The 19917-nt window shown below is 41.7% G+C and carries 15 protein-coding genes and 1 tRNA gene; 11 read left to right on the top strand and 5 right to left on the bottom strand.

What is annotated here, in order from left to right; all coding sequences use genetic code 11:
* Positions 1-10 precede the first annotated feature (10 nt).
* A complete protein-coding gene (locus DSM08_RS17765) occupies positions 11-1774 on the top strand; it encodes an ABC transporter ATP-binding protein (protein ID WP_149527385.1) in 1764 nt (587 codons plus the stop codon).
* A gap of 206 nt (positions 1775-1980) precedes the next feature.
* Here the strand turns inward: DSM08_RS17765 and DSM08_RS17760 are convergent, their stop codons facing one another.
* A complete protein-coding gene (locus DSM08_RS17760) occupies positions 1981-2520 on the bottom strand; it encodes a tetratricopeptide repeat protein (protein ID WP_149527384.1) in 540 nt (179 codons plus the stop codon).
* A 94-nt stretch (positions 2521-2614) separates the two neighbouring features.
* Here DSM08_RS17760 and ung point away from each other — a divergent pair, with 94 nt between their 5' ends.
* Positions 2615-3286, top strand: coding sequence for a uracil-DNA glycosylase (gene ung / locus DSM08_RS17755; protein ID WP_149527383.1), 672 nt, complete (start codon positions 2615-2617; stop codon positions 3284-3286).
* On the opposite strand, the gene DSM08_RS17750 is transcribed toward ung, so the two are convergent.
* Positions 3283-4347 carry a DUF6695 family protein gene (locus DSM08_RS17750; protein ID WP_149527382.1) on the bottom strand — a complete coding sequence of 355 codons (1065 nt, stop codon included), beginning with the start codon at positions 4345-4347 and terminating at the stop codon, positions 3283-3285. The genes ung and DSM08_RS17750 overlap by 4 nt on opposite strands.
* Before the next feature lie 7 nt (positions 4348-4354).
* Positions 4355-4825 (bottom strand): Lrp/AsnC family transcriptional regulator, encoded by a 471-nt coding sequence (locus tag DSM08_RS17745; protein ID WP_093101265.1) that lies wholly within the window; start codon positions 4823-4825, stop codon positions 4355-4357.
* A gap of 330 nt (positions 4826-5155) precedes the next feature.
* On the opposite strand from DSM08_RS17745, the gene sufB reads away from it, so the two are divergent.
* The 9 genes from sufB (at position 5156) to DSM08_RS17700 (ending at position 17974) form a co-directional block, all read left to right on the top strand.
* Positions 5156-6607: a Fe-S cluster assembly protein SufB gene (gene sufB, locus DSM08_RS17740; protein WP_149527381.1), complete on the top strand. Its 1452-nt coding sequence runs from the start codon at positions 5156-5158 to the stop codon at positions 6605-6607.
* 63 nt (positions 6608-6670) lie between these two features.
* The gene (gene sufC / locus DSM08_RS17735; RefSeq protein WP_149527380.1) at positions 6671-7429 is read left to right on the top strand and encodes a Fe-S cluster assembly ATPase SufC; all 759 of its coding nucleotides are present in this window, start codon (positions 6671-6673) and stop codon (positions 7427-7429) included.
* A 48-nt stretch (positions 7430-7477) separates the two neighbouring features.
* Positions 7478-8782 carry a Fe-S cluster assembly protein SufD gene (sufD, locus tag DSM08_RS17730; RefSeq protein ID WP_149527379.1) on the top strand — a complete coding sequence of 435 codons (1305 nt, stop codon included), beginning with the start codon at positions 7478-7480 and terminating at the stop codon, positions 8780-8782.
* Between the two features lie 263 nt (positions 8783-9045).
* On the top strand, positions 9046-10278 hold the full coding sequence (locus tag DSM08_RS17725; RefSeq protein WP_149527378.1) for an MFS transporter: 1233 nt from the start codon (positions 9046-9048) through the stop codon (positions 10276-10278).
* A 194-nt stretch (positions 10279-10472) separates the two neighbouring features.
* The gene (locus DSM08_RS17720; RefSeq protein WP_149527377.1) at positions 10473-13574 is read left to right on the top strand and encodes a SusC/RagA family TonB-linked outer membrane protein; all 3102 of its coding nucleotides are present in this window, start codon (positions 10473-10475) and stop codon (positions 13572-13574) included.
* 6 nt (positions 13575-13580) lie between these two features.
* Entirely contained in the window at positions 13581-15143 is a 1563-nt protein-coding gene (locus DSM08_RS17715; RefSeq protein WP_149527376.1) for a SusD/RagB family nutrient-binding outer membrane lipoprotein, read from the top strand.
* A gap of 365 nt (positions 15144-15508) precedes the next feature.
* Positions 15509-16417, top strand: coding sequence for a transposase (locus tag DSM08_RS17710; protein WP_149526620.1), 909 nt, complete (start codon positions 15509-15511; stop codon positions 16415-16417).
* Between the two features lie 227 nt (positions 16418-16644).
* Positions 16645-16998: an ISAon1 family transposase N-terminal region protein gene (locus tag DSM08_RS17705; protein WP_094258934.1), complete on the top strand. Its 354-nt coding sequence runs from the start codon at positions 16645-16647 to the stop codon at positions 16996-16998.
* Complete coding sequence (locus DSM08_RS17700; RefSeq protein ID WP_246172308.1) at positions 16991-17974, top strand: ISAon1 family transposase; 984 nt, start codon at positions 16991-16993, stop codon at positions 17972-17974. The genes DSM08_RS17705 and DSM08_RS17700 overlap by 8 nt, the downstream gene beginning before the upstream one ends.
* A 114-nt stretch (positions 17975-18088) precedes the next feature.
* Here DSM08_RS17700 and DSM08_RS17695 read toward each other — a convergent pair.
* Both DSM08_RS17695 and DSM08_RS17690 read right to left on the bottom strand, forming a co-directional pair.
* Positions 18089-18161, bottom strand: a tRNA-Gly gene (locus tag DSM08_RS17695).
* Between the two features lie 86 nt (positions 18162-18247).
* Positions 18248-19789, bottom strand: a complete 1542-nt coding sequence (locus DSM08_RS17690) for an NAD(P)/FAD-dependent oxidoreductase (RefSeq protein ID WP_149527375.1) — start codon at positions 19787-19789, stop codon at positions 18248-18250.
* Positions 19790-19917 lie beyond the last annotated feature (128 nt).

Here is a 19917-nt window from a genome sequence, read left to right as displayed (position 1 = left end):
TCACATCACCTTGGAAAAAGAATCAATCTCCGGAAAAGCATATGATAGTAAGTTATTGGGGCGCCTAGCGAAATATATTCGCCCTTATCGCACTATTTTCTGGGTTTCCGTGGTGCTGACCATCTTATTGGCGGCCGTGGCTCCGGCTTTGCCGCTGTTGATCGAGTACACGTTAGACCATTATATTTTATCGGGATCGGGCAAAGGCTTAACACAAATGCTGTTACTTATGCTTGCATTATTAGTGGCACAAACACTGATTCGATATTTTCACACATTAATGACAAATACGCTCGGGCAGTCGGTTATCCGCGATATCCGTATCCAAGTATTTAATCATATTACCAACTTACGCCTTAAATATTTCGATAATACACCTATCGGTCGGTTGATTACTCGGACGATCTCGGACTTAGAAACCATCGCCAATATCTTTTCCGAAGGACTAATTCAGATTATTGGTGATTTGTTGCAATTAGTCGTTATTCTAGGTGTGATGTTCTATACGGATTGGAAACTGACTTTAGTCGTCTTGATTCCAATGCCATTAATGATTGGCGCGACGTATATCTTCAAGGAAGCTATGAAATCAGCCTTCCAAAGCGTGCGTCTGTGGGTTTCCAATTTGAATACCTTCCTGCAAGAGCATATTACCGGGATGGCGGTCATTCAATATTTTGCGCGCGAAGATCAAGAGATGCGCAAGTTCAAAGAGATCAACAAAGAACATAGAAATGCGCATATTCGTGCCAACTGGTACTTTTCTATATTCTTCCCTGTATTAGAGATTATTGTTGCCATTGCCACCGGACTTCTGGTTTGGTATGGCTCCAAACAAATTCTAGCCGATGCCATCTCTCCGGGTGTTGTCGTTGCATTCATTATGTATATCAACATGATCTTCCGCCCAATCCGGGAGTTGATCGACAAGTTCAACACCTTGCAGATGGGGATGGTTTCCGCGGAACGTATTTTCGATGTCTTGGATACCGATGAGTTTACACCAGATGCCGGAGAATATAAGCCGGAGCATGTTGCCGGAGCAATCGAATTTAAGAATGTTTGGTTTGCCTATAATGAAGAGAAATGGGTACTGAAGGACGTTAGTTTTTCGGTAAAGCCAGGTGAGACGCTTGCGCTGGTGGGAGCAACTGGTGCGGGGAAATCTTCGGTTATCAATATATTGAGCCGTTTTTATGAGATCCAAAAAGGGCAGATCCTGTTGGATGGTGTAGACATCCGTGAGTACGATCTGACTTTCTTGCGTCAAACGATTGCTACGGTATTGCAAGATGTTTTTCTCTTCTCAGATACCGTGCTCAACAACATTCGCTTGAACAATCCAAATATCTCGATGGAGAGTATCGTCGATGCTTCCAAGAAAGTCGGTGCCTATAACTTCATTATGCGCTTACCGGGCAACTTTGAGTATCAGGTGCAGGAACGCGGTTCAACTTTATCTGCCGGACAGGCTCAGTTGATATCCTTCATCCGCGCACTAGTACATGATCCGAAGATCCTCATCCTGGATGAAGCAACGTCTTCTATCGATACTGAAACAGAGCTGATGATTCAACACGCCATCGACAATATGATGGACGGAAGAACTTCTATTGTTATTGCACACCGCCTATCGACAATACAAAAAGCAGATAAAATCATTGTACTCGATAAGGGCGAAATCATGGAAATCGGAAGCCACCACGAGCTTCTCGAAATCGATGGACACTATAGAAAACTATACGAATTGCAGTTTAATTCGGCAGGGATTTGATGAATCTGTGTCTGAACCAGGAAAGGAAAGGATGTAAGGATGGTCGGGATGTGTTGCCTTTGAACCAGGAAAGGAAGGATGAAAGGATTAGCAGGATCTTGTTCATCCTTACATGCTTCCTTTCCTGATTCAGACCTCGCTAATAAAAAAAAAGACGCCATTGGCGTCTTTTCAATATCTAAAATCTAATGTCTAAACTCTAACATCTACCTCGAATAGCGGAATTGTTGTTTATCCATCATTCCCATTTGAGATTTCATCATTTTGATTTGCTCTTCAAGGAGTTTGTTTTTATCTGCTTTTTTCGCTTCGGCAAGAAGTTTTTCGGCTTCGCGTTTATTGCGTTTTGCCATGGCTATACCTGCTAAGCTTAACTTCGTTAGTGCCACGTTGTGATCCATATGAAGTCCCATCGAAAGGGCTTTCTTGAAGTATTTTTCCGATTGTAATGGTGCGCGTTGCGACTCGATCAATCCTAATAACATGTGGTAGTATCCATGTTGAGCAGAGATAAGCTCTTTTTCATAGTTGTTGATCTTTTTCAACCATGCTTCTGCTTTGTCCATGCGTTCTTTTCTTAGGAACCATTGTGCTAGTAACATCTTCTCGTTGAAGAATACGGTCACCCAAGCAAGGATTGTTATCAAAATGGCTAGAATTCCCCAACCCCATTGGCCAATCCAAAACAACGCCACCGTGCCGATCACCAATAAACTACAAATTATAATTCGAACAATATTTGACATAATTATACATTATACTGTAAGTTTGCAAATATCCGTTAATTTGCTGTCTCTTACAAATGTCGACGGTAAAAATTCGAAATAATAACAGTAAAACATGTCAGAACGTTTTGATTCCACTTGGGACCCAATCTTAAAACCACTCTTTGCAACAGAAAAGATGAAAGCCTTGTCGGCTTTTGTGCAAAATGAGCGTTCCTTGCATAAGGTCTTCCCTCCGAACGAATTGGTCTTTAATGCTTTCAAATTGACTCCCCTTTCAAACGTTAAAGTGGTGATTCTGGGACAGGATCCTTATCACAATGATGGACAAGCACATGGTTTGTCGTTCTCCGTGCCGAAAGGCATGGCTCTTCCGCCTTCCCTAAAGAATATCTATACGGAATTGGTCACTGATATCCCGGGTTTCACCTATCCGAATCATGGTGATTTAACCAAATGGGCAGAGCAGGGTGTTTTATTGTTAAATGCCACCCTAACGGTTCGTGCGCATGAAGCAGCATCGCATCAGAAGCGTGGCTGGGAGCAATTTACAGATTCGATTATCAAAGAGATATCGGATAAAAAAGAACATGTGGTGTTTATGCTGTGGGGGAGCTATGCGATTAAGAAATCAGCATTAATCGATGCTAACAAGCATTTGATTCTGACAGCGGTGCATCCATCACCCTTGTCAGTGTATCGTGGCTTTTTTGGGAGTGCCCATTTCTCGCAGGCCAATGAGTTTTTAAAGCATCATCAGCTAGAACCTATCGACTGGCAAGTCTAAGCGTATCTTTCTTGTAGATTTTTAAATTTGAATTCCTCTAGCGGAAGTTGCTGAAGGTGCTTGATGCGGATTTTGCGCCCGTGTTGGGTAATGTGAGTGAAGAGGAGATGACTATCATAGGCTATTTCCCACTCCTCCGATAAGCGGATAGGTTCTGTCGATTCACCTAATACCACATATTCTAATTCGCCTTGCGTAGTATAGCGACTTATTTCAACATTGAAGTCGTTGCGCTGGTTGAGATAGTACCAGGCGCCATCACCGACGCCTCCTAAGTACTTAGCGTGTTTTGGGACGGTGATTGGTTTTGAACCGAACGCCATTGCGCCGATTATCAAGTCGGTCGGCAGTTGATTTGCTTTATTTCGGAATACATTATCACCCAATTGTTTCAATAGGAATCCAAAGGATTGCCATCTATTCATGCGGAAGCTTTGCAGACCGTCTGTGGGTGAGTAACTATAAACAATGCGGTCTTTGTTTGCGTTGACAACATTGCTTATAGGACTAGCTTTGATAGTTTCCGGCAGGTTGATCCCGTGCCAATAATGGTATTTATCAGACGCTTTCATCAACATTCGCGTGATGAAGCGCGAGCAGTTGTTGTTGTTTTTGGCGACCGCGCCGTAGGGGTATGTACCTTGTTCGACGCAATAATCCCCATAAGCCTTGGCTTGGTGAAAGTCGATGTCACTGACGATGTTGAAGAATAGGCGGCCTTCTCCGTACATGGCGGGCTTCATATCTTCAAAATATTCGACGATCTGATCGATGTTTTTAATCTTATTGCGTTCGACAACAGCTTTGAGTTGAATGTTGAGTTTAGGGTCTGAGTCTTTCGATCTTGCACGTCCATAACCGCGAGGAGTGATATAACGACCAAAGTCGTAAAACAACATCTCGCCCGAGTGATGGTCAACAATGACCACACCGGTATGCCCAACTTTGAAGTTTAGATTTTTGACCAAGCCGATTTTCTTGAAAAACATCATCCATTTTTCATCTCCTCGGATGGTCGCATCGGGCCAAGTTAATATAATAGCAAAATCTTTGTAACTCATTCGTTCGCTAGTATTCCAATGGCACGATAGGCTCTTTTTTACTGGTAGACATAATCATCATGGTTTGAAACGTCTTAACGAAAGGGATTTTTGAAATCTTTTCCATGATAACGGCTTCATATGCCTTGATATCTTTAACATACACCTTCAACATGAAATCGCAGTTACCTGTCACGTGGTGACATTCAGTAACCTCAGGAATAGCACGTACTGCTTCTACAAACTCAGGGATCGCATTATGGGTATGAAAGTCTAAGGATATCTGTATAAATGATTTGATGCCTAAGCCTAGCTTTTCCTCATCGACAAACGCATGATAACTCTTTATGAATCCGGAGTTTTCAAGCTTTCTTACGCGTTCTAGGGTAGGGGCTGGCGACAGTCCAATATTGGTTGCTAGTTGCAAATTGGTAATCCTACCATTCTCTTGTAATAGCTTCAGAATTTTTAGATCCGTTTTGTCTGGTTGGTACGACATAGGCTTTTCAAATTTGTATTAGAAAGATAAATGTACAAAATTAAATTTGGTTTATTTGGCAAATTGTTTTTTTAACAACTATAAGCATTAATGCAATAGATTTCTCTTATACACGACGATTATTGATATTGTTTTTAATTATACTAATCACGTCATTGTCATAATATTTTTGGTAAAAATGCTTTAGGGGCAAAATAAATGATATTTGTCATTTTTTTTCTATGAATGTGCGTTGTGAGCGTAGAAAGTCTACTGTTTTATGCTTTTTTAGTCGTAACTTTGCCATTCAAAACATGGGGGCAAAAGCCTCGATAATTAAGTGAAAGCGATATGAGCACCAAAGACGACGATTTATTAAAAGAGTTAGAGCTCGAAGAATATAAGTACGGATTTACGACGGATATCGAGATGGATATTGCGCCAAAAGGGCTCAATGAAGATACCGTTCGTTTAATCTCAGCAAAGAAGAATGAACCTGAATGGCTATTGGAATGGAGATTGAAAGCATTTCGTCATTTCCAAACTATGAAAATGCCTACTTGGCAAAACTTTGAGAATCCTGAAGTAGACTTCCAAGATCTTTCCTACTATGCTGCACCGAAGCCTAAAAAGCAATTGGAGAGTATGGATGAGGTGGATCCGGAGTTATTAGCAACTTTCGAGAAGCTTGGGATTCCATTGGATGAGCAGAAGATTTTAGCAGGTGTGGTTGCTGTAGATGCTGTGTTTGACTCGGTATCTGTAAAAACTACGTTCCGTGAGAAGTTGAAAGAGAAAGGCGTTATTTTCTGTTCATTTGGAGAAGCTGTTCAAGAGCATCCTGAATTAGTAAAAGAATACTTAGGTACTGTGGTTCCACAGACTGATAATATTTATGCAGCGTTGAACTCAGCGGTATTTTCCGACGGATCTTTCGTGTATATCCCTAAAGGGGTACACTGTCCGATGGAGCTATCGACTTATTTCCGTATCAATGCGCAAAACACCGGACAATTCGAACGTACATTAATCATCGCCGATGAGGATTCGTATGTTTCGTATTTGGAAGGATGTACAGCACCTATGCGTGATGAAAATCAATTACACGCTGCTGTTGTAGAATTAATCGCTCTTCGCAATGCGGAGATTAAATATTCTACGGTTCAGAACTGGTATCCTGGAGACAAGGATGGTAAGGGAGGGATTTACAACTTCGTTACTAAGCGTGGTATCTGTAAAGGCGATCACTCAAAAATCTCTTGGACGCAGGTGGAAACAGGTTCGGCGATTACGTGGAAATATCCTGGTGTGATCCTAAAAGGAGACCACTCTGTAGGCGAATTCTACTCGGTTGCTATGACACGTAACATGCAGGTTGCTGATACCGGTACAAAGATGATTCACTTAGGAAAGAATACACGTTCGAAGATTATTTCGAAAGGTATCTCTGCCGGAAAGAGCCATAACAGCTATAGAGGTTTAGTGAAGATTGGTCCGAACGCGGATAACTCAAGAAACTTTACACAATGTGATAGTTTATTGATCGGTGACCGTTGTGGAGCACACACTTTCCCATATATCGAAAATAAAAACAAAACAGCAACGCTAGAGCACGAGGCTACGACGTCGAAGATTGGCGAGGATCAAGTATTCTACTTAAATCAACGTGGTATTGACTCGGAGAAAGCCGTAGGGTTAATCGTGAATGGTTATGCCAAAGAGGTGTTGAACCAATTACCGATGGAGTTTGCTGTTGAAGCGCAGAAATTACTAGCTATTTCGTTAGAAGGTTCTGTAGGTTAATAAAGTTTTAGAAGTACATGCTTGGGATGTGATATCCCAGTCAAAATACGCAATAGAAAGAATATGTTAAGCATTAAAAATTTGCATGCGTCTGTTGAAGACAAACAAATATTAAAGGGGTTAAACTTAGAGATTAAAGCAGGAGAAGTTCATGCGATCATGGGCCCGAACGGTGCTGGTAAAAGTACCTTAGGGAATGTTCTTGCAGGACGTGATACATACGAAGTAACTGGCGGACAAGTATTGTTAGATGGTGTTGATTTATTAGATCTATCACCGGAAGACCGCGCTCGTGAAGGTCTGTTCTTAGCTTTTCAATATCCTGTTGAAATCCCTGGTGTTTCGAACATCAACTTTCTTAAAACTGCGGTAAACGATATCCGTGAGTACAAAGGACTTCCGCCAATGGAGGCTAAGGAGTTTTTGCAAACGGTTAAGGATAAACAGAAACTTGTTGAGTTCTCAGCGAACTTAGCGAACCGTTCTTTGAACGAAGGTTTCTCCGGTGGTGAGAAAAAGCGTAATGAGATCTTCCAATTAGCGATGTTGAATCCGAAGTTAGCAATCTTGGACGAGACAGATTCAGGTTTGGATATTGACGCATTGCGTATTGTGTCAAATGGCGTTAACCAATTGCGATCGGAAAATAATGCTTTCGTAGTGATTACACACTACCAACGTTTATTGGATTATATCGTTCCGGATTTTGTACACGTGTTGTACGATGGACGTATCGTGAAATCGGGTCCAAAAGAATTGGCTTTAGAGTTAGAAGAAAAAGGTTACGACTGGTTAAAAGAATTAGATACGCAGAACGCCTAACCGGAAGGAATTAAAAAAGAGGTAATGAGCGGATTGATAACAAATAACATGAGCACACTAGTAGCAAACTCCTTATTCCAACAGTTGACTGCAACATTTCAGGAATTGGAAGCTAGCAACGAGTCATCGGCTGTTAAGTCGATCAGACAAGATGCTTTTGCACGCTTTCAAGAACTGGGGTTCCCAACGGTTAAGAACGAGGATTGGAAATATACGAATATCCACAACTTGGTTAACAAGACTTATCTTTTGAATGAGGATGTGGATGTTGCGAATTTAGACTTTGATGCTGCCGATATTCCAGGATTGGATGCACACCGTATTGTATTGGTCAACGGCCAATATGTACTGGCATTCTCTTCGTTGGAAGATGAAATTGGTTTGACTGTAAAGTCTATCGAAGACGCACAGGATGAAGTGAACTTCCAAAAGCATTTCGCACAGCACGCGGATAAAACTGACAGTGCGATGGTGGCTTTGAACACAGCATTACATACATCGGGAGTTTATATTTCGGTAGCTAAGAATAAAGTGGTTTCTAAACCTTTGCACATTGTACATGTTGCAACTGGTGGTAAAGACTTCTTTGCTCAAACAAGAAACTTAATTGTAGTTGAACCCAATGCCGAGATAGAGATCGTTGAGAGCTATATCACAGCAGCAAATTCAGCAAGCAATTTAAACAATAAGGTAACAGAGATTGTAGCGGAAGAGAATGCAAAGATTCAACATTATTACCTGCAGTTAGCAGCTGAGTCTGGCCATTATATCAACCATACAGAGGTTTACCAAGAAAAGCATAGTTTATATAATAACTATAACTGTACTTTCCCAGGCCCGGCATTTGTTCGCAATGATATCAACATTCGTTTGGATGCAGAGCAGGTAGAGTCGCATTTATACGGTATAAACTTGTTAAATAAGAAACAATTTGTAGATAACCATACGATCGTAGATCACATGAAACCTCATTGTGAATCTTACGAATGGTATAAAAATATTCCTCAAGAAGAGGCCACAGCAGTATTTAACGGTAAGATTTTCGTGCGCGAAGATGCACAGAAAACTAATGCCTTCCAGCAGAACAACAACATGTTGATCGGTGAGAAGTCTACCGTATTTACCAAGCCTCAATTAGAGATCTTTGCAGATGATGTAAAATGTTCTCACGGCTGTACCATGGGTCAGTTCGATGACGAAGCATTGTTCTATCTGCGTGCTCGCGGTATTGGGGAAGACTCTGCTCGTATTCTATTAGTACATGCTTTCGCATTTGATGTAACTTCAAAGTTCTCAAATGATACAATTAAGCATTATGTAGAAGAATTAGTAGCCAGAGGATTGGAAAGCTAATAGTAGTGTAGTTTTAGTATAGAAAGCGTTTAGGAGAAATCTTAGACGCTTTTTTTTTATTGCATTTTAGACAAAAGTAATCCGGTACAGAATGTAAAAGGCTTGTTAATTTGAGGGAATATTTTATTTTTGTGCTATGCTAGCATTTAATTATACAACATATGCCTTTAGAGCTTGGACTAAATAACTAGTCTTAAGCATCTCTATTTATTATTTAGTTGTACTCCGCGACTGGAGTTGTATAATCATATCATTTATATTTTATGGAAAAGAAGAATTGGGTTAAAACCTATCTATTTATATGGGCTGGGCAGTTTGTCTCTTTGCTAACGAGTTCGGCAGTTAATTTTGCAGTTGTTATTTGGTTAAGTATCGAGTTCAAGTCAGCGGAGATTTTAGCCTATTCGGCTATCGCTGCTTTATTACCTCAAGCTATTATCGGCCCTTTTGCGGGCGTCTATATTGATCGTTGGAACCGTAAAAAGGTGATGATCTTTGCTGATGCATTTATTGCATTTTGTACCTTCCTGATGACCTTTGTTCTTCGCGAAGGTGCTATCCATCTGGAGTTGGTTTATTTGATCATGGCATTGCGATCGGTGGGGTCTGCTTTTCATTCTCCGGCGATGCAGGCTATCGCTCCTTTACTAGTTCCTGAGGACCAATTATTGCGTGTATCAGGAGTCAATCAAATGTTGCAGTCGATAAGCCAGATCGCCGGACCTGCCATGGGTGCACTGGCAATTGCATCCTTTCCAATCAATAAAGTATTGTATTTGGATATTATTGGGGCGATTCTCGCCATTACTAGTTTATTATTCGTTAGCATTCCGCATGTCAAGACGAAGGTTTCCGGCTCCATACAACAAGTTTGGCGGGACTTAAAACTTGGCTTTTTAGCTATTCATCAAAATAAAGGGCTAAACCGAATGTTCCTCTACTCGATGTTGGCAACGGTGGGGATTATGCCAGTTGCCATCATGTTCCCTTTGTTAACCATCGATCACTTCAAGGGGGCTGAATTTGAAATGAGTGTTGTAGAAATCGTCTGGGGTGTCGGGATGCTGGTCGGCGGGTCCTTGCTATCGGCTTTCAAAGTAGAGATTAGAAAGGTAATCATGGTCAACACGATGCACATGCTGTTGGGATTCACGTTCGTTGTTTCGGGAATTCTTAGCCCGAATCTATTTATTGTGTTTGCTGTACTTACCGGTTTAGGGGGGATGGCGATGTCTATTTTCTCCGCTTCGTTCATGACGATCATACAAGAGGAGATCGCGCCCGACATGTTAGGACGAGTATTCTCCTTGTATTTTAGCTTCGCCATACTGCCAAGTTTGATCGGCTTATTGTTTGCCGGAAACATCGCAGATAACATAGGCGTAGCAAATGCCTTTATTATTGCCGGCATCTTATGCTTCTTAATCGGAGTCGCTTCATTTCTAACGCCTTCATTAATGGCGATCGGTAGAAATAAACCGCAAAATAAAATATAAGCTGTTGATTTTTTGCTGTTTCTCTAAGTGATAATAGGTAAATGATATCTATATCAGCTAATTTTTAGCGTGTTTTAAAATAAAGTTGCATAAAAACGCAAAGTATTAGTTTTTTTTCGTAGAATTGCCTTGACTAAATTATTGATAGCCATATCTATTTTATTCAAAACCTTATTTTAAAACATCTATCAAACATGAAAAGAAGATTTTTACTTACTTTTTTCGGGGTTTGCCTCTATGCTACTTGTTTGATGGCGCAACAAAAAGCAATTACAGGAAAAGTTACTTCGGCTTCGGGCGAAGCGATGAGTAATGTGACTGTAATCGTGAAAGGAACTACACGCTCTGTACAAACCAATGCAGACGGTTCATTTTCGATTCAAGCGGCGCCAGGCGAAACATTAATATTTAGAGCAATTGGCTCGAGTGGAGCACAGCAAGTCGTTGGCTCTGGAAGTGTTTACAACGTTGAACTCGCTAGCTCTGAGGAGTCTATCGACGAAGTTGTAGTAACAGCACTCGGTATTAAGAAAGAGAAGAAAGCCTTGGGATATGCCGTTCAAGACATCAAAGCAGATGAGTTGATGAAGAACAAGAACCCTAACATGATCAACTCTTTGAATGGTAAGATTGCCGGCTTAAACATTACTAACTCTGGTGGTTCTCCAGGAGCATCAGCATCCATCGTTATTCGTGGAGGTACTTCCTTAGAGCGTGATAACCAACCGTTATTCGTTATTGACGGTATGCCGATGGATAACTCGACCGGTATGGGCGATATGTCCGCATTCGATGGTAATACCAACATCGCGACAACCAACGGTAACCGCGCAATGGATATCAACCCGGAAGATATTGAGTCAATCTCGGTATTGAAAGGACCAACAGCGGCAGCACTTTATGGTATTCGCGCAGCAGCCGGTGCCATCGTAATTACTACGAAAAAAGGTAAAGAAGGAACGGCTACAGTAGGTGTTAATTCGCGTGTTGGAGCAAACTGGGTAAACAAACTACCCGAACTTCAAAAGAAATATAAGTTAGGAACGAATCCTGATGGTAAGTTAATGGACTTGAACACGAACTTATCTTGGGGTGATCCATTTTCATCAGGCGAAACGATCTACAACAACTTGGAAGACTTCTTCGAAACAGGTTATACCTACGATAACAGCTTTAACGTGAGTGGTGCTACTGCAAACAATAATTATTATTTATCGGGGGCACATCTAAAGCAAACCGGTATTGTTCCTACAACAGACTACGGCCGTTATAACTTCCGTTTTAATGGCGAGCAAAAGCTCGGTATTTTCACTTTCGGAGCGAATGCTGCCTATTCACAAAGTCAGACAACAAAAACCCTTACCGGTACTGGTCTGTGGGGTTCAGGAGGTAATGGATACATGGAGTCTATCATTGCATATCCGCAAAGTGTTGATATGCGTGATTACTTAAATGCTGACGGATCGCAAAAGTTTCTATATAGTAGAGGAGATACGCCAGAGGCTATATTGGAAAACAGTATGGACAATCCATATTGGACCATCTATAAAAATCCACAAACCGATAAAACCAATCGTTTCTTAGGAACATTCTATACAAATGCACAGCTGACCGACTGGTTGAACTTTACCTATCGTTTAGGTGTCGATAATTATACATCAACATATCGTTCTTTAGTATCAGCAGGATCTGCAGTAATCAGAGAATATCAAAAAGGTATGTTGTCGCAAAACGTAAGACAATACAATTTCATCACCAACAACTTCTTGTTGAGTGCAAACAAAACTTTTGCAGAAGTGTGGGATGTAAGCTTATTATTAGGAGCGAGCACCGAGGATATCAATTCGAAATCCACTGCAAATAAGGCGCGCAATTTCAAAATTCCTGATTTCTATTCGTTCAACAATGCACCAGATGCAGATCGATTTGTGCTAGACAACAGAACGGAAATTAGAAGGATAGGGGTGTTTGGCGACGTAAAAGTTGGATACAAAAACATGGCATTTGTTGGCATGACCTTAAGAAATGACTGGTCATCGACACTTCCAAAAAAGAACCAATCTTTTATGTATCCTTCTTATAGCGCGAGTTTAGTGTTCACCGAATTATTTGAGAAAAACGATATCTTAAGTTACGGTAAACTTAGAACCTCATGGGCAGAAGTAGGTAAAGATGCTCCGGCTTATCAAACGAATTCTTACTTAGATCCATACGAATTGACTATCGGTGGAGGATATAAGAATTCATGGACCTTAGGAAACCCTAATTTGATTCCTGAAAAGACACAGTCTTTCGAGGTAGGTACAGATTTGAAATTCATGAACAATAGATACGGTTTAGAATTTACCTACTATAACAATAAATCCGTAGATCAAATTTTATCGCCACGTGTAGATAATGCAACCGGAGGTATTTTCCAATATGTAAACTCGGGGGTGTTACAAAACAAAGGGGTAGAATTAACGCTTACTGCGGAATTAATGAAAAAAGAAAACTTCTCTTGGGATGTGATGTTGAATGCTTCACATAACAAAGGAAAAGTTAACTCATTACCCGGTGGTTTAGCCATTCTTTATGTAACCGATGTACAAGTTGCTGATGGTAAAGCGGCATCATTCAATGATGGTGACTTTATGGGAATCAGTGGTAAAGATTGGACAACGAATGACGAAGGTAAGTATATCCTGAACTGGACTACAGGTTTGCCAACAACCAATAGCAACGCAACGCTTCATTTAGGAAATAGAGAGCCTAAGTTTATCGGAGGTTTGACAAACAACTTCAGATACAAAGACTGGGGATTATCTTTCTTAATTGATTTCCGCAAAGGAGGGTCAATTTTTAACGGAACTGAGGTATTGTTAACACAATATGGATTGAGCCAACGTACAGAAAACAGAGGTGAGAAAATCACGATGACTGGCGTTTCTTTAAATCCTGCAACTGGGGAATACGAGGATGTTACTCGTGAAATTGTAGCAGATCAAAATTATTACATGAACTACTACATCAACAAAACCAGCAACTTCATCGAAGAGGTAAACTGGTTGCGTTTAAGATCAGTAAACCTTTCTTACGATCTTCCACAGAGCTTGTTAGCGAAATCTGGCTTTATCAGAGGTGCTTCATTCAACTTAAATGCTACGAACTTATTGTTATTCACGAACTATTCGGGTATGGATCCAGAAACAAGTGCTGCAGGTGCTGGTGTAATCGGATCGGGTTCCGTAGGTATTGACTATGCGGGCGTTCCGAATACCAAAGGTGTAACATTTGGTGTTAACTTAAAATTCTAAGACAACATGAAAAAGATATTTTCTATAATGGCGGTTGCGGGAGCTTTGATGATGACATCTTGCGATAAGTGGCTCGATGTTAATGACAACCCCAATACACCGAATACAAAAGTCCCTTCGGTGGACTTACGCCTTCCGTCTATCATTGCTCGCTTTGCTGAGGCATACGAGAGTGGTGGTACGCGTGCGGCAATTATTTCTCAGCAATTAGCCGGTACAACGGCAAACAACTGGGCATTATCGCGTTGGAATATTTCCACATCAGCGGTAAACTGGCCTTATCAACCTTGGTATATCTACACTGCGAACAACATCCCTGATTTGATCGAAAAGGGAGAAGCGACAGGCGCAAACCACTATATTGGTGCAGGTAAAGTAATCTGGGCGTGGGGATTTGCAGCATTCTCAGACATGTATGGCATGTTGCCTTACGAAGAGGCATTCCAAGGAGGTTTGATGACGCCAAAATATGATCAAGGAGGCTTGATTTATGAGAAATGTTTAGTAGAACTAGATCAGGCAATTGAGTACCTGCAAAAAGGCCAAGATGCTTCGGCGCCGGCTTTATCTGTGGGAGATTACCTGTTTAAGGGTGATACTAAGAAGTGGATTGCCTTAGCAAATGGTATCAAAGCGAGAATGCTGAACCACTTGTCGAAGACCGATAAATTCAACGCCGCTGAGGTATTGGCATTATTGGAGAAAGCCCCAAAAACAGCATCTGAAAGTGCTTTGTATCAATACCAAGATCGCGCAGAGTCAACAAAACCAGAGACCGAGTCCTTGCAATACCAAAATAACGGGTCCAACCGTCTGACAAAGCTTTATATCGATTACGTATTAGGCAACTATACAGGCGCTCCAACGGGAGCAAGCAATATGGAAGACCCAAGAGCTGACTTATTGATCCCACGTTTTATTGCGACAGGCTTACGCACGCCAGGTGTTGACATGAGTGTAATCCCGGAATCAGGTTTCGGTTCTACCTTAACAACTTATGCGGCATTGCGCCCAACAGCGAATGTATCCACAGGATCCGTATACGCAGCAGCAGGAGCGAAAGGGTTGTTATTGACTAGTTCGGAAATGCACTTCATCAAAGCCGAAATATTATTCAACCAAAATAATAAAGCGGGCGCTCTTCAGGCCTATAAAGATGGTATCAAAGATCATATGGAAATCTTGGGCGTGCCGGCAGCGAAGATTACGAGCTACTTAGCAAGTTCTTCTGTGCAGCAATCTGCAAGCGCATTGACCTTAAGTCAGATTATGATCCAAAAGTACATCGCTTTATCATACTCGCCAGAGGTATTCAACGATGTTCGTCGCCTCGAATTCTGTACAGATGCTAGCGGCAAGTATAATGAGTCCGTGGGTATCTACAAAGGCTTAAAACGTCCAGGAGCCGTATTTACGATCGCATTGCCATCGGAAGATATGTGGCCAAGACGCTTTACCATTGCAAGTTACAGTATCAATTACAATTACGATCAAGTAATCAAAGCAGACCCAGATGCAGCAGATGCAACCTATACCGCAAAACGTATATGGTGGGATGTAAAGAAATAAATTTTTAATTGTAAAATTGAGAAGCTGCCTGAAAAGGCAGCTTCTTTTTTTAGAAGGAATGACAGGATGCTTTTTCTTGTACCGGGAAAGGAAGGATAAAAGATTGGCAGGATCATGCTCATCCTTGCATCCTTCCTTTCCTGGTTCAGACAACTTTACCTTCCTGCTTAAACCAATGGCTCAAAACAAACCTCTCGCGTATAATATCAAAAATCTAGAAAGCCCTAGGTCTAACTACTAACTACTAATGCGAATTAAGGGTTGAAATATATTGGAAAAAAGCTTCTTAAAAAGAGGGGTGAAAACTTGCATAAAAGCCTGATTATCAGTATATTTATAATGTTCCTTACGCATTATTAAACAACATGATCAATCAGGCCAAGGCTCTAAAATTAATAAAATTATACCAGTATGTGTGTGATAAATATGACAGTGAACTGCAATATTACTGTCAGCGATTTTCAAACAATAACAAACCTGACTTTACTGATCAGGAGGTTTTGACCATCTATTTATTCAGTGTGCACGAGGAACAGCGGCTAAGGATCAAGCAGATCCATAAATTCGCCTCGGATTATCTGATGGATTGGTTTCCCAAGCTAACTTCATACGTAGCATTCAACACCCGTATCAACCGCCTTTTTGATGTTTTGAGATCTCTTTGTCAGTCAGTTATAGAGGACTTTACACCAGAGGAGTGCTCCAGAGAATTTTCCCTACTGGACTCTATGCCCATCATAACCTGCAGTGGGACTAGAAGGGCAAAGGTAGCTCTGGAGATAACGGATAAAAGCTTCTGCTCAACGAAGAGGCTTTGGTATTTTGGATTAAAGCTTCATGCGCTCAACAGCTATAACAAATCCACGCTGCCTCGTCCGGAAAGCATTGTAATAAGCAAGGCATCTGAAAGTGACCTGAACATATTTAAGGAGAATTGGGCATCCATCGCAGGTAGGACGTTCTTTGGTGACAAGATATACCGTGACGCCCCGTTCTTCGAGTGGTTTTATAAAGAAAAAAAATCAATTATGTATACTCCGATAAGGGAAACCCAAGGAAAACCAGATTGTTTAAAAAACAGGGATCGTGCTTATAATGACCTGTTTTCAAGAGCAGTATCTAAGGTAAGACAACCAATCGAATCCTTTTTTAATTGGATAAATGAAAAAACACAGATACAAAACGCAAGTAAGGTCAGATCTACCAAAGGACTATTAGTACATGTGTTCGGTAAATTAACAGCCTGTTTCATAAAGCCTATTTTCAACCCTTAATTCGCATTACTAAATACTAGCTACTACTCAATTCCCTTTCAAACCCAATACAAACCCAATATAAACCCAATGCAGAACCAATTCCAAAGGGGTATGATATGGGTGTGCAATGGGTGTACAAGAGGTGATACTCAAACAAGAACCGTTAAAGAATTCTGGGATCAAGCTGAATTCTTGGGGGGAATGTTAAAAATTTCTTAGTTTAGCGTCCTTAATACAGATATCCCTTGCAAGAAGCCGAACGTAAATTACTATCCCTATTGATGCCCGAAGGGCTTTTGGAATACTTCCAGATTTTAGAAGTCGATCAGGTCGACAATCAACTCCATATTTATTTAGATGAACTTAATATTGCTCCGACAGGCTATGAGAACAGCAAGTTGGAGTCAAAGGGGTTTATGCCTTCTACTGAAATTTCAGACTTTCCTATTCGAGGCCAGAAAGTTACGCTACATATCCGCCGTCGTCGCTGGACAGTCTTGGATACCGGAGATATCATCACAAGAGATTGGAACCTAGTGCGTGAGGGCGCTCGAATGACTACGGAATTCGGGCTTTTTTTAAAGAAGATATTTGGATAGCTATCCTGTAAGCGCCCAATTGGTAGGATTATTCTTCCAAATGGACGGCAAGCAACTACAGGATCAGTACAAGAACCACCTCAGTGATTTCCATGACTGGGACCAAAAACCTCATGCTGAGAGCTGGACATTGTTTCCTGAAAACATTTCGGAACACCTGAGCATCGATGAGACCAGCTTCAGCAACGGTGAATTATATACCATTGTTAGCAGTAAATCGGCAAAAGGGCGTAAAGGAACGATTTTAGCAACTATAAAGGGTACCCAGGCTGAGGATATCATGGCTGTTCTCGAGCGAATACCCTTGCGATCCAGGAATAAGGTAAAGGAGGTGACCATGGATATGGCTCCCAACATGGCCAAGGCAATCCGTAGATGTTTCAGGAATGCCAGGCGTGTGGTCGATCGGTTCCATGTCCAAAAGTTAGCTTACGATGCCGTTCAGGAACTCCGTATCAAATATCGTTGGGAAGTCTTGGATGCAGAAAGCAAGAAGATTATGGAATCGCGAAAGCGAGGAACCCCATATGAACCCGAGTTATTGCCCAATGGCGATACGCTCAAACAGCTATTGGCTAGATCCAGACACCTCTTGTTCAAGCATCCCAGCCGATGGTCAGAAAGCCAGAAAAACCGGGCTGAATTGCTGTTCATGCGGTTTCCTAAGCTAAAACAGGCTTATGATCTTGGAATTGCCTTAGGAGACATCTTCAACAAATGCCGGGACAAAAAGGTCGCATTTACCAAACTAGGCCTGTGGCATAATCAGGTTGAGAATGCGGGCATTGCTTCCTTTGAGAGCGTAGCAAGATCCATTGCAGCTCATCATCAATACATTCTCCATTACTTCGACAACAGAAGTACTAATGCTTCCGCAGAATCATTCAATGCAAAACTCAAAGCTTTCAGAAGCGTCTTCCGTGGCGTTAGGGACACAACATTCTTCCTGTACAGAGTGATGAAATTGTATGCTTAAAAATCTATTCCCCCCAAACTTTCGGTATGATCCGAATTCTGCTCGCTTCGCGATGTTAACTTAAGGAGGAAAGTCTATAAATGAAAAAAGCTTCCAGATTCTGGAAGCTTAATGAGCGAAAGACGAGATTCGAACTCGCGACCCCAACCTTGGCAAGGTTGTGCTCTACCAACTGAGCTACTTTCGCTTGTTGTGATACAAAAATACAACAATAAGGCATTATTGTCAATACATACCCGGAAATATTCCTCAAAATGCCTGTCAACAAATAATTTAAAGTTTGATAGCGTCGACACAGTTGATGCCGTCAATCGCTGCGGACACTATTCCTCCTGCATATCCGGCTCCTTCAGCACATGGATATAGCCCGGCAACTTGCGGATGCTGGAAACTGTCCTTGTCTCTTGGAATTCGGATCGGAGAAGATGTTCTGGATTCCACGCCTACCAAAATAGCTTCATTGGTATAATAGCCCTTCATCTTCCTGCCGAAAATCGGCAAGGCACCTTGCAATGACTTATAAACAAAACTTGGCAACACCTCTCGAAGGTCTACCGAGCGGGTTCCAGGCTTATAGGAATTGAGGGGGAGATCGTTGGATACTTTGTTTTGCACAAAATCGACCATGCGTTGTGCCGGCGCAACCAAACTTCCGCCGCCCATCTGAAAAGCCTTTTGTTCGATCTGACGCTGAAATTCTAACATGGCAAATGCATCTTCCGTAGACTGAGCCACATCTTCTAAATTGATCTGAATCACGGTTCCTGAATTTGCATGTGGATTATTGCGTTTGGATGGCGACCATCCGTTAACAACAATCTCCTCATGGTCTGTTGCGCATGGTGCAATAATACCGCCCGGGCACATACAGAACGAGAATACGCCCCTGTTATTCACCTGTTCGACCAAACTATAGTAGGCCGGGGGAAGGTTTTCCGGACGTGTAGAACAATGATATTGCGCCTGGTCTATAATCGATTGCGGATGTTCGATACGTACGCCCAATGCAAAAGGCTTCGCTTCCAGTAACCATCCCTTTTGATGAAACAGCTCGAAGATATCTCTTGCGGAGTGGCCAGTAGCAACGATGACGTGCTCTGCATCAAAGGTAGCACCCTCTGCAGTTTTGACACCCTTCACGCTGCCAAATTGTTCGATGATATCGATGACCTTGCAATCAAAATGAACCTCCCCCCCGCATTCGATTATGCGCTCGCGCATGCTCTCGATAATATGCGGAAGTTTGTTGGTTCCGATGTGTGGGCGCGCATCCACCATAATATCCTCCGGGGCGCCGTGCTCCACAAATATGGAAAGCACCAATTGCACATCTCCGCGCTTATTGGAGCGTGTATATAATTTACCATCGGAATAAGTTCCTGCTCCGCCTTCGCCATAGCAGTAGTTGGATTCCGGATTTACGATACCCTCTCTATTAATCTTCGCCAAATCCCTGCGTCGGTCCTGCACCTTCTTTCCGCGCTCGAGTATAATAGGCTTTAAACCACGCTCTAAGCAACGATAGGCAGCAAATAGGCCTGCAGGTCCAGCACCAATGATGATCACTGGTTTTCCATTATTTACCTGTTGCAATTTCGTGTAGAAATGAGGATGTTCGACAGGCTCATCGATAAAATAAACGACACGCATCCGGAACAATACCTGCTTCCCGCGAGCGTCAATAGAGCGCTTGCGTACCTGGAAACCTTGAACACGTTTTTCGGATATTCCCAGCTTTTTAGCACCTTCCTTTAGGATGAAGGCTTCGTCGTTAACATGCGCCGGGCTCAGGGCAATTTCTATTTCTTTCTGCATATATCTGTGTTGGGGTTTTATCCCAAAAGTCTTGCAAAGATATTAAATCTGATATAATTTCAGTACGCATGTCATTTGGTATGTGCTTTGATATTGTTTGTATATAAAAACAATTTCTTAATTTTAGA

This window comes from Sphingobacterium hotanense, from assembly GCF_008274825.1.
Classification (GTDB): domain Bacteria; phylum Bacteroidota; class Bacteroidia; order Sphingobacteriales; family Sphingobacteriaceae; genus Sphingobacterium; species Sphingobacterium hotanense.
This window is presented reverse-complemented; position numbering and strand designations above follow the sequence as displayed.